Raw genomic sequence first — 12,643 nt, 5'->3', positions numbered from 1 at the left:
GCCGGGGCCGTGCCCGCCGAGGAGGACGCATGACGACTTTCGCCGACCCCGTGCCCGGCGGCCGTCCCGGGGACCTGCGCCGGGTCGCCGGCCTCACCGCCGACCTGGCCGCGCGGGGCGTGCGCGGCATCGTGCTGGCGTACGTGGACACCGCGGGCGTCGGCCGGGTGAAGACGATCCCCACCGGGCGGCTGGAGGCGGCGGTGTCCTGGGGCGTCGGCATGTCCCCGGTGTTCGACACCTTCCTCGCCCACGACTCCATCGTCACCACCGACGTGCTCGGCTCCCCGGACGGCGACCTCAGGCTCTACCCGGACCTGGACCGGCTGGTGGCGCTGGCCGGGCAGCCCGGCTGGGCGTGGGCGCCGGTGGACCGGATCACCCAGGAGGGCGCCCGGCATCCCGGCTGCGCCCGGACCTTTCTGCGCCGGACCGTCACCGACGCCGCCGAACGGCACGGCCTCGTCTTCAAGGCGGCGATCGAGATCGAGTGGTCCGTGGGGCTGGGTTCGGCGCCCGCCGGGGAGTTCGTACCGGCCGTCTCCGGCCCGGCGTACGGCGCGATCCGTCAGGTCGGGCTGAGCGACTACACCGCCGATCTGCTGGCCGCGTGCGCCGCGCAGGGCGTGGACGTCGACCAGCTGCACCCCGAGTACGCGCCCGGACAGTTCGAGATCTCGGTGGGCGCCCGGGATCCGGTGGCGGCGGCCGACCTCAGCGTCCTGGTCCGCCAGACGATCCGGGCGGTGGCCCAGCGGCACGGCCTGCGGGTGTCGTTCGCGCCCGCGGTGACCGCCGAGGGCGTCGGCAACGGCGGCCATCTGCACCTGTCCTGCTGGCGCGACGGCGTGAACCTGCACGCCGGCGGCGAGCGCCGGTACGGCATGACGGCCGAGGCGGAGTCCTTCGCGGCCGGGGTCCTCGCCCACCTCCCGGCCCTGACGGCGGTCACCGCCCCCAGCCCGGCCAGCTATCTGCGGCTGAAGCCCTCCCAGTGGGCCGGGGTCTTCACCGCCTGGGGCCGCGAGACCCGGGAGGCCGCCCTGCGGATGATCACGGGCACGGCGGGCCGCCAGGAGCAGGACGCCAACATGGAGGTCAAACCGGTCGACCTGGCCGCCAACCCGTATCTGGCCCTCGGCTGTGTGATCGCCGCCGGACTCGACGGCCTCACGGCGGCCCGCACGCTGCCCGACGAGATCACCGGCGACCCGGCCCGCCACGGCCCCGACGAGGCGGCGGCCCTGGGCGTGCGGCGGCTGCCGCGGTCGCTGCCGGAAGCGGTCGAGGAGTTCCGCGCGGACCCGGTGCCGCGGGCCGCGCTGGGCCCGGTCCTCGCGGACGCGGTGATCGCCGTACGACTCGGCGAGGCGGCGGCCGTCGACGGACTCGGCCCCGACCAGGTCGCGGCGGCCTACCGCTGGACGTACTGACCATGGCCGCACCCGGACCGGTCCACGAGGCCCTCGCCGCGCTGCCGCTCGTCGACCACCACTGCCACGGCGCGGTCACGGCCGACCTGAGCGGCACGGAGTTCGCGTCCCTGATCACCGAGGGCGCGGCCTGGCCGGACGTCTCGCCCTTCGACAGCCCCGTCGGCCTGGCCGTCCGCCGCCACTGCGCCCCCCTGCTGGACCTCCCCCGGCACGCGCCGCCCGCCGACTACGTGGCCCGGCGCGCCCAGCTCGGCTGGCGGGAGGTCAACCGGCGCTTCCTGACGGCTTCCGGAGCCGGGGTGTTCTGCGTGGACACCGGCTACGCCCCGCACCCGGTCACCACCCCCGCCGAGCTGGCGGCGGCCGCCGGCGCCGCCGCCTGCGAGGTCGTACGGCTGGAGCGGATCGCCGAGTCGGTGGCGGCGCGGGGCGTGGAGGCGGGCGAGTACGCGGCCGTGTTCCGCGCCGCCGCCGAGGAGGCCGTACGGCGGCCGGGCGTGGTGGCGGTGAAGTCGGTCGCGGCCTACCGCACGGGATTCGCCCTGGACCCGGCGCGCCCGGCCGAGGCCGAGGTGACGGAGGCCGCCCGGCACTGGCTGGCGCGGGGCGGACGCCTCACCGACCCGGTCCTGGTCCGGCACCTGCTGTGGACCGCCGTCGAGCTGGGGCTGCCGCTGCAACTGCACACCGGCTTCGGCGACGCGGACGTACGGCTGCACCGCGCGGACCCCGCCCTGCTCACCGACTGGCTGCACCGGACCGCCGGCACGATCCCGGTGCTGCTGCTGCACTGCTGGCCGTACCACCGCCAGGCCGCCTATCTGGCCGCGGTGTTCGAGCAGGTGTACCTGGACGTCGGTCTCGCCCTGCACTACACCGGCCCGGCCCGCTGCCGGGCGGTACTGGAGGAGGCTCTGGAGATCACCCCGTTCCGCAAACTGCTGTACAGCTCCGACGCCTATGGTGTGGCCGAGTTCCACCACCTGGGTGCCCTGTGCTTCCGGCAGGGCCTCGCCGATCTGCTGCAACAGCGCGTGGACGCCGACGAGTTCAGTCTTGCCGACGCCCTGCGGATCGCGGCCTGGACGGGCCGCGACAACGCCCGCCGACTGTACGGACCGCCCGTATCCGAACCGGCCCGCGATTCCAGCGGGCGCCCCACCCGGAAAGTATGATCAAGCAATGTCTGACATGACCGAAACCACGCCTGGCTGGCTGACCACGGACGAGCTGGAGATGGCCAGGGCCCGGATGCCGATCCTGTACGTCGAGGCCGTGCCCGTGCGCGTGGACGACAGCGGTGAAGTCACCAGCATCGGACTGCTGCTGCGCATCGGCCCGGACGGCACGGTCAGCCGGACCCTGGTCTCCGGCCGGGTGCTGCACCACGAGCGGGTCCGCGACGCCCTGCTGCGCCACCTGGAGAAGGACCTCGGCCCGGTCGCCCTGCCACGGGTCCCGGCCTCCCTCCAGCCGTTCACGGTCGCGGAGTACTTCCCGACCGCGGGCATCACGCCGTACCACGACCCGCGCCAGCACGCGGTGTCCCTGGCCTACATCGTGCCGGTGACCGGCGACTGCCGGCCCCGCCAGGACGCGCTGGACCTCGTCTGGTTCAGCCCCCAGGAGGCCGCCTCCCCGGCGGTGCAGAACGAGATGCCGGGCGGCCACGGGGTCCTGCTGAAGCAGGCGCTGGCCCATGTGGGACTGACCTTCTGACCGTGCGGCCGACGCCGCCCGTCCGGTCGTCCGGGTGGACGACCGGACAGGCGGGGACAGAAACGGGGACACGAACAAGGCCGCCTCCTCATCTCTGAGCAGACGGCCTCTGTCCTGACGACTCCTACGAGTCGGGACGACAGGATTTGAACCTGCGACCCCTTGACCCCCAGTCAAGTGCGCTACCAAGCTGCGCCACGTCCCGGTGCCGTTTGACCTGGGATTTCCCCGGCCGAACGCGCAGGGAAACAATACCGCACTCGGCTCGGTGGTCGCGCGCCCCTTTCCCTGTTGACCTCAAGTTTGATTGAGGTTGCACGATCATCGACATGACCATCGCAACGGACCAGAGCCGTACGTACGGCTACGACGACCTGCCCCGGCTGATGGGGCTGATGACCGGCGACGAGAAGCACGGACCGGCGGCCACCTCCACCCTCGACGTGCTGTGGGTGCTCTACGACCGGGTGCTCCGGGTCACTCCGGAGCGGCGGGACGACCCGGCCCGGGACCGCTTCCTGCTGAGCAAGGGACACGGGCCCATGGCCTACTACGCCGTGCTGGCCGCGAAGGGGTTCCTGCCCGTCGAGTGGCTGCCGGGCTTCGGGTCCTACGACTCCCCGCTCGGGCACCACCCGGACCGTGTGCTGGTCCCGGGGGCCGAGATCGGCAGCGGATCGCTCGGGCACGGGCTGCCGATCGCCGTGGGCACCGCGCTGGGCCTGCGGGCGCAGGGCCGGCCCGATCCGGCGGTCTGGGTGCTCATCGGGGACGCCGAGCTGGACGAGGGCAGCAACCACGAGGCGATCGCCTTCGCCGGGCCCGCCGGACTGGACCGGCTGCACACCGTCGTGATCGACAACTCCTCCGCCAGCCACGCGCTGCCCGGCGGGATCGCCGCCCGGTTCGAGGCCGCGGGCTGGTCCGCGGCGATCGTCGACGGACGCGACCACGAGGCGCTGTACGCCGCGTTCACCGCGCCGCATCCCGGCCGGCCGCATGTCGTCGTGGCCCGCGTCGAGCCGAAGAACGCCTGACTTCCCGGAAAGGGTCTTTTCGATGGACACCATGCGTGACCGTTTCGCCCCTGTCGTCTCCCGGCTGCTGGACGAGGACCCACGGGTCGCGGTCGTCCTCGCCGAGATCGGCCGGGACGGGTTCCGCGAGGCCGAGCGCCGGCACCCCGACCGCGTGATCAACGTCGGTATCCGCGAACAACTGCTGGTCGGCGCGGCGGCGGGGCTGGCGCTCACCGGGCTGCGGCCGATCGTGCACACCTTCGCCAGCTTCCTCGTGGAGCGGCCGTTCGAGCAGGTCAAGCTGGATCTGGGGCATCAGGACACGGGCGCGGTGCTGGTGAGTGCCGCCGCCTCCTTCGACTGGCCGGCCGGCGGCTTCACCCACATGGCCCCCGGCGACGTGGCCCTCCTCGACACGCTGGACGGCTGGACCGTACATGTGCCCGGGCACCCGGACGAGGCCGAGACACTGCTGCACCACGCGGTCGCGGCGGGCGACGACCGGGTGTACGTGCGGCTGTCCGTGCAGTCCAACCGGCAGGGCCGGGTCATCGACGGCCGGCACTTCGTCACGGTCCGCGAGGGCCGCTCGGGCGTGGTGATCGCCGTGGGCCCGATGCTGGACGCGGTCCTGGCCGCGACGGAGGGCCTGGACGTGACCGTGCTGTACGCGACGACCGTACGACCGTTCGACGCGGCCGGGCTGCGCCGGGCGACGCAGGCGGCGGGCACGGACGTCGTGCTGGTCGAGCCGTACCTGGCCGGGACGTCGACGGCCGCGGTGAGCGAGGCACTGACCGATGTCCCGCACCGGGTGCTCGGCTGCGGTGTCACCCGCCGCGAACTGCGCCGCTACGGCACGATCGAGGACCATGTGGCCGCACACGGCCTGGACGCGGCGACCTTGCGGGAACGGATCGGGCACTTCATGGATGCGGGGCGCGTGCCGGCGGGACGCGGGTGAACGCTTGCGCCCGGGGTGCGGCGGAGTGGGCCACGCCGGACCCCACGGACCAGGTGGCGGGTGAAGCCTCGCACCCAGGCTCGGCGGAGGCGGTCCCGCCGGCCGGACCACGGCGCGCCCGGGTGCTCACGGCCCTGGTGCGGCGGTGGTCGTGTAGGCCTGGACCGGGTCGCGGATGAGCCCACGTACTCAAGGTGCGGCAGGTGCGGTCGCGTCGGCGGGGACCAGATCGCACCGACCCCCGCACTCAGGCCCCCGCGCTCTGGGACCGGCAGAGGCCGCCCCATCGGCATGGACCAGGTCACCCCCGGCCCGCCTGCCCGGAGCACGGCCGACGCGGCGGCGTCGCATCGCACCCCAGCAGGCCCACCCCACACATCCGAGGCTCCGTGGATGACGGTCGCGTCGGCGAGGACCAGGTGGCATCCGGTTCTCGCCCTCATGGCGCGGCGGATGCCGTCGCGTCGGCTCGGGCCAAGTCGCGTACCGGGGGGATCGCCAGCAGGACGGCCGCCACCGCCAGGCTCACCGCCGACGCGGCCAGCAGGACGTGACCGGCGCCCAGGGATGCGGCCGCCGGGCCGGCGAGGGCCTGGCCGACCGGCATCATGGCGAGGGAGCCGGCCACGTCGTAGGCGTGGATGCGGTTGAGGACGTCGGCCGGGACCTGGGTCTGCACGGTGGTCGCCCACATCACGCCCCAGAACGACATCCCGGCGCCGGCGACCGCGGCCCCGGCCGCCATGGCCGGTACGCCGAGGCCCGCCCCGACGGTCGCCGGGAAGCCGAAGAAGGTGAAGAGGGAGAACGCGCCCGCGCGGAGCATGCGGCGGGGGCGCACCCGCAGGGCGAGCAGTCCGCCGACCACCGTGCCCGCGCCGAGGGCCGAGTTGACCAGGCCGTAGGCGCCGGGGCCGTGGTTCCGGACGACCTCGGTGGCCACGAGGGGCACGGTCGGGCCCCATACGGCGATCATGTAGAGGCACCAGACGGCGATCACGCCCCACAGCCAGGCGCGGGAGCGGAACTCCCGCCAGCCGTCGACGAGATCGGCACGGAAGGCGCGCAGGGCGGAGCCGGTGGCGGGGCGGGCGGCGACGGGGAGCGGGCGCAGTCGGAGGAGCAGCAGGCACAGGGCGCTGAGCGCGTAGGTGGCGGCGTGCGCGGCGAAGACCCCGCCGGGCGAGGCGAGGCCCACCAGGACGCCGGCGACGGCCGGACCGGCGAGCTGGGCGGCGGACTCGGCGATGCGGATGGCGCCGTTCGCGCCCTGGATGTCGGGGGCGAGGCGGGGCACGGTGCTGGCCACGCCGGGCTGGAAGACCGCGCCGGCCACGCCGTTGACGACGCCGATGGCGCAGATCTGCCACAGCACCACGTGTCCGGTGAAGAACAGGGCCGCCGCGAGGGACTGGGTGACGAGCCGGACGAGGTCGGCGCCGATCATCAGCCTGCGGGTGCTGAACCGGTCGGCGACGACCCCGCCGAAGACGACCAGTCCGGCGAACGCGGCGGCGGTGGAGGCCATGGCGAGGCCGACCGCGCCGGCGCCGTACCCGTGTTCCAGCAGGCCGGCGGCGAGAGCGACGGGCAGCATGGTGTCACCGAGGCGGGCGACGGCCCGGGCCACGAAGAAGAGCCCGAAGTCCCGTGACCAGACCGTCGGGGCACCGGCCGCGGCCGTCCGCACACCCTGGGCGGCGGCATCCCGCCGCGCGTCCGTTCCGGTCATTTCCGAGCGCTCCCCTCCCCGGCCCGGCCCTTCCCCGCCGTTTCCCGTCCGTACCGCTTCCCGTCCGTGCTGTGGGCTCTCCCTGCCCACCGAGGCGGGATCATGCCACCCCCCGGCCGCGCCCGCCGGGCTTTTCAGCCCCCGGCCGGAAGCCCCAACTCCGGGTGGGCGTCGAGGAGTCGGGGCGGAGCGGCCTGGCGCCAGGAGTCGGCCAGGATGTCCCGCAGCTCGTCCTCGTCCTCCAGGGCGGCGAGTCTCGCTCTCACCCAGGCGAACTGGGCCTCGTGGTCGGCGATCCAGAACTTCTCCGGCTCGGCGAGCACCAGTTCGTCGCGCTCCTCCTTGGGGCAGCGCACGGCGATGGACGTCTCTTCCTCGGGGAGGGTCGCGAACATCTTCCCGGCGACCCGGAAGGTGGGCATGCTCCAGGCGATCTTCTCCGTGGTGTCCGGCAGGGACAGGGCGATTCGGCGTACGTCGTGTGCATCCGGCATGCCACGCACGGTAGCTCCTGCCACTGACAGTCACCCCTCCCGGCCGTCATCCTCCCGGCCGTCATCCTCCCGGCCGTCATACTCTGAGCCGTCACCCGCCGGCCGTCATCCTCCGAGCCGCTTGTAGTACAGCGTCGTAGGCCGCAGAAGGCCCGCCGGGCTCGCCGCGTAGTCGGGGATGGTCCCGGCCCTGGTCCAGCCGGCCGAGCGGTACAGGTGCTCGGCGGGGCTGCCGGTCTCGGTGTCGAGGTGGAGCAGGGTGCGGCCGTCGGCCGCGGCGGCCTGTTCGGCCGTGGTGAGGAGCCGTCGGCCGAGGCCCTGTCCGCGAGCGGAGCGGTGCACCATCAGCTTGACCAGCTCGGCGCGGTGCCGGCTGTTCGGCTTGTCGGGGAAGGCCAGGCCGACCGTGCCGGTCACCCGGTCCGTGGGGTCCACGGCCGCCCAGACGGCGAGCCGGCCCTCCGCCGTGGCGTCCGCCCGCTCCCGCCACCAGGCGACCGCTTCCGCGTGGCCGAGCGGCGCGAGGAAGCCGACGGAGGCGCCCGAGGCCACGGTGTCGGTGAGCAGCGCCGCCAAGTCGTCGGCCCGGTCGCGTACGTGGGCGCCGTCCCAGCGCTCCACCTTCATCGCCGTACCCCGGCGAGGCCTCATGGCCGTACCACCGCCAGCGCGTACCGCGCCTCGCCGGGACCGGCGCAGCGGAAGCGGGTCGCGCCGGTCACCCGCATCCGCAGACAGTCCCCCGCGTCGAGTCGGTGGACCTGGTCCCCGACGGTCACCTCCAGGGCTCCCTCCAGCAGCCAGAGGTGCTGTTCCAGGCCGGGCACGGGCGGGCGGTCGTAGGCGATGTCCGCGCCGGGGGTGAGCCGGCCCTCGACCAGTTCGCCGCGCAGTCCGGTGTGCGGCGGGGACACGGACCGGCGGACGAAGCCGGAGGCGCGGTCCTCCCACACCTGCTGGTCGGCGGCCCGTACCAGCGGGTCCGGCGCCGCCTCGACCTCGCTGAGCAGCTGGGACATGGTGCGGCCGTAGACGTGGCAGAGCCGGTTCAGGAGGGCGGCGGTGGGGCTGGTCTCCGCGCGTTCGGCGCGGGACAGGGTGGACCGGCTGACTCCGCTGCGCTCCGCCAGCTCGCCGAGGGAGAAGCCGTGCTGGGCGCGCAGTTCGGCGAGCCGGGCGCCGATGAGGAGATCGACAGCGTCCTCGTCTCTCATATCCGGGACGCTATCCCTGATATGAGACGACGGTGTTGCGGAAGCCTCACGCCTGCGCCGCCTCGCCGAGTGCCTCCAGCACCGGGCGGATCAGCGGGTGTCCCTCGGAGCCCCGGCGGACGGCGGCGAAGACCCGGCGAGTCGGGGCGACACCGTCGACGGGGCGGACGACCACGCCGGTGAGGTCCATGCCGCGCAGCGCGGAGCGCGGTACGAGGGCCACGCCCGCGTCGGCCGAGGCGAGCGCCACGACGGCCCGGAAGTCGTCGGAGGAGTGTTCCAGGCGGGGCTGGAAGCCGGCGCTCTCGCAGGCGAGGACCACCACGTCGTGGCAGGGGTTGCCGGGGTACGGCCCGATCCAGGGGTCCTTGGCCAGTTCGGCGAGCGGGACCTCGGGGGCGTCCGCCAGGCGGTGCCCGAGGGGTACGACGGCGTCGAACGGCTCGGCGTAGAGCGGGACGTGGGTCAGGCGGGGGTCGTCGGCGGGCGGCGCGCCCCGGTACTCGACGGCGACCGCGACGTCGACCTGCCGGTCCAGGACCATGGGCAGGCTGGCGTCGCCCTCCGCGTCCTGCACACGGATCTTTATGCCGGGCGTGTGGTGGGCGAGGCGGGCCACGGCCGGGGCCACGACCTGCGCGATGCCGGTCGCGAAGGCCGCAACGGTGACCGTGCCGGCCTCGCCCGAGCCGTAGGCGGCCAGCTCGGCCTCGGCGCGCTCCAGTTGGGCGAGGACCGCGTTGGTGTGGCTGAGCAGGATCTCGCCGGCCGGGGTGAGCCGTACGCCCTTGGCGCCGCGCTCGACCAGGCGGTGGCCGGTCTCCTGCTCCAGGGCCGTCAACTGCTGGGAGACGGCGGAGGGGGTGAGGTAGAGCGCGGCGGCCGCCGCGGTGACCGTGCGGTGGTCGGCCACCGCACGGAGGATGTGGAGCCGCCGCGCCTCGATCATGCCCCCATTATCCCAGGGCGTCCGCCCTGGTCAGGCCGCCAGCTCGGCGCGCGCCGCGATGAACGCGTCGACCGCGCGGTCGACGTCGTCCGTGGAGTGCGCCGCGGACAGCTGGACGCGGATGCGGGCCTGGCCCTGCGGGACGACCGGGTAGGAGAAGCCGATCACGTAGACCCCCCGCTCCAGCAGCAGTTCGGCCATGCGGGCCGCCTCGGCCGCGTCACCGATCATGACGGGGGCGATGGCGTGGTCGCCGGGGAGGATGTCGAAGCCCGCCTCGGTCATCCGGCTGCGGAACAGCTTGGTGTTCTCGGCGAGCCGCACCCGCAGGTCGTCGGCGGACTCCAGCAGGTCGAGGACCTTCAGGGAGGCGGCGGCGATCACCGGGGCGAGCGTGTTGGAGAACAGGTAGGGGCGGGAGCGCTGGCGCAGCAGGGCGACGATCTCGGCGCGGGCGGCGACGTAACCGCCGGAGGCGCCGCCGAGGGCCTTGCCGAGGGTGCCGGTGATGATGTCGACGCGGTCCATGACGCCGTGCAGCTCGGGGGTGCCGCGGCCGGTCGGGCCGACGAAGCCGACGGCGTGCGAGTCGTCGACCATGACCATCGCGTCGTAGCGGTCGGCGAGGTCGCAGATCTCCGCGAGGGGGGCGACGTAGCCGTCCATGGAGAACACGCCGTCGGTGACGATCAGGCGGCGCCGGGCGTCGGACGCCTCCTTCAGCTTGGCCTCCAGGTCCGCGAGGTCGCGGTTGGCGTAGCGGAAGCGGCGGGCCTTGGACAGGCGGATGCCGTCGATGATGGAGGCGTGGTTGAGGGCGTCGGAGATCACCGCGTCCTCCTCGCCGAGCAGGGTCTCGAAGACACCGCCGTTGGCGTCGAAGCAGGAGGAGTACAGGATCGTGTCCTCCTGGCCGAGGAACGCCGACAGCCGGGCCTCCAGCTCCTTGTGCACCTCCTGGGTGCCGCAGATGAAGCGGACGGAGGCCATGCCGTAGCCCCAGCGGTCCAGCGCGGCGTGGGCGGCGGCGATCACGTCGGGGTGGTCGGCGAGGCCGAGGTAGTTGTTGGCGCAGAAGTTGAGGACCTCACCGGGACGGCCGCCGGCGGTGACGTTCACGGTCGCGGACTGCGGGGTGCCGATGACCCGCTCGGGCTTGTGCAGGCCGGCGGCGCGGATCTCGTCGAGGGTGGCGCGCAGGTCGTCGCGGACGGTGTCGAACATGAGGGTGCTCCTGAATACCTGAAGGTGCTTGCGGGTGAAGGGGGTTACGCGGTCCAGTCCAGGATGACCTTGCCGCCCTTGCCGCTCGCGGCGTCGGCGAAGGCCGCCTCGAAGTCGCGGTAGTCGTACCGGCCGGTGATCACGGGGGCGAGGTCCAGGCCGCCCTCCAGGAGCACGGACATCGCGTACCAGGTCTCGAACATCTCGCGGCCGTAGATGCCCTTGATGGTGATCATCGAGGTGACGATCCGGGCCCAGTCCACCGGGAACTCCTGGGCGGGCAGGCCGAGCATGGCGATCCGGCCGCCGTGCGTCATGTTGGCGATCATGTCGCGCATGGCCTCGGGCCGGCCGGACATCTCCAGGCCGATGTCGAAGCCCTCGCGCAGCCCGAGTTCGCGCTGTCCGTCGGCGATGGTGGACTCGGCGACGTTCAGGGCGAGGCTCACCCCTATCTTGCGGGCGATCTCCAGGCGCTCCTCGCTGACGTCGGTGACGACGACGTTGCGGGCGCCCGCGTGCCGCGCCACGGCGGCGGCCATCAGGCCGATCGGGCCCGCGCCGGTGATCAGCACGTCCTCGCCGACCAGCGGGAAGGAGAGCGCGGTGTGCACGGCGTTGCCGAACGGGTCGAAGATCGCGGCGACGTCGAGGTCGACGGGGACGCGGTGCACCCAGACGTTGGACGCGGGCAGGGCGACGTACTCGGCGAACGCGCCGTCGCGCCCGACACCGAGGCCGACGGTGGCGCGGCACAGGTGGCGGCGGCCGGCCAGGCAGTTGCGGCACTTGCCGCACACCAGGTGGCCCTCTCCGCTGACCCGGTCGCCGATGCGGATGTCGGTCACGTCGCGCCCGGTCTCGACGACCTGTCCGACGAACTCGTGGCCGAGCACGAGCGGCGTGCGGATCGTCTGCCGGGCCCAGCCGTCCCAGGACCGGATGTGCAGGTCGGTGCCGCAGATACCGGTCCGCATGACCTTGATCAGGACGTCACCGGGGCCGATGGCGGGCTCCGGGACGTCCGTCAGCCAGAGTCCCGGCTCCGCCTTCTCCTTGACCAGCGCCTTCAACGCTACGGCTCCTGTGGGTGAGGCCCGGCCCGCGGGCAGGCCGAAGCAGCACGCACCGGGTCAGAGGGGTGGAATCACCGTGCAATCTGCCGTATGCGGGGGCCGGGGTCCATCGAGCTTTTCTTAACCGGCGCCTCAGCTTTCCTACACGCCTCTCGAAAACGCCCGTCACACCGCGCCGAAGCGGTGTCCTTCGGGTCAGAGAGGCAGACCGTCCTCCGTACTCCGTTCGAGGCGTACGACGAGATCGGCGGCGAGCGCCTTGATGGTCTCCAGGCCGGGCCTGCCCCAGGCGCGGGGCGCTGTGTCGGCCGCGCACACGGTGCCGAGCGCCATGCCGGAGCTGTCGATGAGCGGGGCGCCGAGGTAGGAGCGGATGCCGTACCCGTCGACGACCGGATTGCACGCGAACCGTGGATAGTCGCGGACGTCCTCCAGGACGAGCGCCTTATGGCGGACCACCACATGGGGGCAGAAACCATGGTCGCGTGGCAGCATCCGGCCGATCTCGGCCCTGGTGCCGTCGTCCCGCACGACCGGGGAGGTGGCCGGGGCGCTCAGGCCCGCGAAGAACTGGTGGTCCTCGCCGATGAAGTTGACCATGGCGTAGATCGCGCCGGTGAGCTGCGCCAGATGGGCGGCGAAGGCGTCGAGCGCGGGGTCGGGCCGGTCCGCCAGGCCCAGCCGGCGCAACCGGTGGACGCGGGCGGGGGCTTCCTTGTCCTCGGGGGTGAGCAGCAGACCCCGGACCGGCCGGGGCGGCTCGTAGCTCATGGCCGGGCTCCGTCGCTGTGGGCGTACCTCATACAGGGGCTCCGT

13 protein-coding genes and 1 tRNA gene are annotated in these 12,643 nt (G+C 73.5%); 5 read left to right on the top strand and 9 right to left on the bottom strand.

Annotation, left to right across the window (positions count from 1 at the left end; all coding sequences use genetic code 11):
* Positions 1-29 precede the first annotated feature (29 nt).
* Genes AB0L21_RS31745 through AB0L21_RS31735 form a run of 3 tightly spaced genes read left to right on the top strand, consistent with a single transcriptional unit; the run spans position 30 to position 3,155 of the window.
* Positions 30-1,433 carry a glutamine synthetase family protein gene (locus AB0L21_RS31745; protein WP_365708544.1) on the top strand — a complete coding sequence of 468 codons (1,404 nt, stop codon included), beginning with the start codon at positions 30-32 and terminating at the stop codon, positions 1,431-1,433.
* A 2-nt stretch (positions 1,434-1,435) separates the two neighbouring features.
* Positions 1,436-2,611, top strand: a complete 1,176-nt coding sequence (locus AB0L21_RS31740) for an amidohydrolase family protein (protein WP_365787897.1) — start codon at positions 1,436-1,438, stop codon at positions 2,609-2,611.
* Between the two features lie 16 nt (positions 2,612-2,627).
* A complete protein-coding gene (locus AB0L21_RS31735; RefSeq protein ID WP_201842046.1) occupies positions 2,628-3,155 on the top strand; it encodes an NUDIX hydrolase family protein in 528 nt (175 codons plus the stop codon).
* Positions 3,156-3,286: 131 nt separating this feature from the next.
* On the opposite strand, the gene AB0L21_RS31730 is transcribed toward AB0L21_RS31735, so the two are convergent.
* Positions 3,287-3,360: transfer RNA gene (locus tag AB0L21_RS31730), tRNA-Pro, on the bottom strand.
* 124 nt (positions 3,361-3,484) lie between these two features.
* On the opposite strand from AB0L21_RS31730, the gene AB0L21_RS31725 reads away from it, so the two are divergent.
* On the top strand, positions 3,485-4,192 hold the full coding sequence (locus tag AB0L21_RS31725; RefSeq protein WP_365787895.1) for a transketolase: 708 nt from the start codon (positions 3,485-3,487) through the stop codon (positions 4,190-4,192).
* A gap of 22 nt (positions 4,193-4,214) precedes the next feature.
* Positions 4,215-5,138: a transketolase C-terminal domain-containing protein gene (locus AB0L21_RS31720; protein ID WP_365787893.1), complete on the top strand. Its 924-nt coding sequence runs from the start codon at positions 4,215-4,217 to the stop codon at positions 5,136-5,138.
* Between the two features lie 439 nt (positions 5,139-5,577).
* Here the strand turns inward: AB0L21_RS31720 and AB0L21_RS31715 are convergent, their stop codons facing one another.
* The 8 genes from AB0L21_RS31715 to AB0L21_RS31680 all read right to left on the bottom strand — a co-directional run bounded on the left by AB0L21_RS31715 (position 5,578) and on the right by AB0L21_RS31680 (position 12,598).
* Positions 5,578-6,870 (bottom strand): MFS transporter, encoded by a 1,293-nt coding sequence (locus AB0L21_RS31715; protein WP_365787891.1) that lies wholly within the window; start codon positions 6,868-6,870, stop codon positions 5,578-5,580.
* 134 nt (positions 6,871-7,004) lie between these two features.
* On the bottom strand, positions 7,005-7,364 hold the full coding sequence (locus AB0L21_RS31710; RefSeq protein WP_365708555.1) for an MmcQ/YjbR family DNA-binding protein: 360 nt from the start codon (positions 7,362-7,364) through the stop codon (positions 7,005-7,007).
* A gap of 105 nt (positions 7,365-7,469) precedes the next feature.
* Complete coding sequence (locus AB0L21_RS31705) at positions 7,470-7,991, bottom strand: GNAT family N-acetyltransferase (RefSeq protein WP_365787940.1); 522 nt, start codon at positions 7,989-7,991, stop codon at positions 7,470-7,472.
* 20 nt (positions 7,992-8,011) lie between these two features.
* Positions 8,012-8,578, bottom strand: a complete 567-nt coding sequence (locus tag AB0L21_RS31700; protein ID WP_365787889.1) for a helix-turn-helix domain-containing protein — start codon at positions 8,576-8,578, stop codon at positions 8,012-8,014.
* Between the two features lie 46 nt (positions 8,579-8,624).
* Positions 8,625-9,527 (bottom strand): LysR family transcriptional regulator, encoded by a 903-nt coding sequence (locus AB0L21_RS31695; RefSeq protein ID WP_365708559.1) that lies wholly within the window; start codon positions 9,525-9,527, stop codon positions 8,625-8,627.
* A 30-nt stretch (positions 9,528-9,557) separates the two neighbouring features.
* The gene (locus AB0L21_RS31690; RefSeq protein ID WP_365708561.1) at positions 9,558-10,751 is read right to left on the bottom strand and encodes a glycine C-acetyltransferase; all 1,194 of its coding nucleotides are present in this window, start codon (positions 10,749-10,751) and stop codon (positions 9,558-9,560) included.
* 44 nt (positions 10,752-10,795) lie between these two features.
* On the bottom strand, positions 10,796-11,824 hold the full coding sequence (tdh, locus tag AB0L21_RS31685) for an L-threonine 3-dehydrogenase (RefSeq protein ID WP_365708563.1): 1,029 nt from the start codon (positions 11,822-11,824) through the stop codon (positions 10,796-10,798).
* 198 nt (positions 11,825-12,022) lie between these two features.
* Complete coding sequence (locus tag AB0L21_RS31680; protein WP_365787887.1) at positions 12,023-12,598, bottom strand: GAF domain-containing protein; 576 nt, start codon at positions 12,596-12,598, stop codon at positions 12,023-12,025.
* Positions 12,599-12,643 lie beyond the last annotated feature (45 nt).

Origin of the sequence: Streptomyces sp. NPDC052721 (assembly GCF_040678315.1) — a bacterium.
GTDB lineage: Bacteria > Actinomycetota > Actinomycetes > Streptomycetales > Streptomycetaceae > Streptomyces.
The sequence above is the reverse complement of the archived record's forward strand: the minus strand, read 5'-3'. Positions and strand labels throughout refer to the sequence as shown.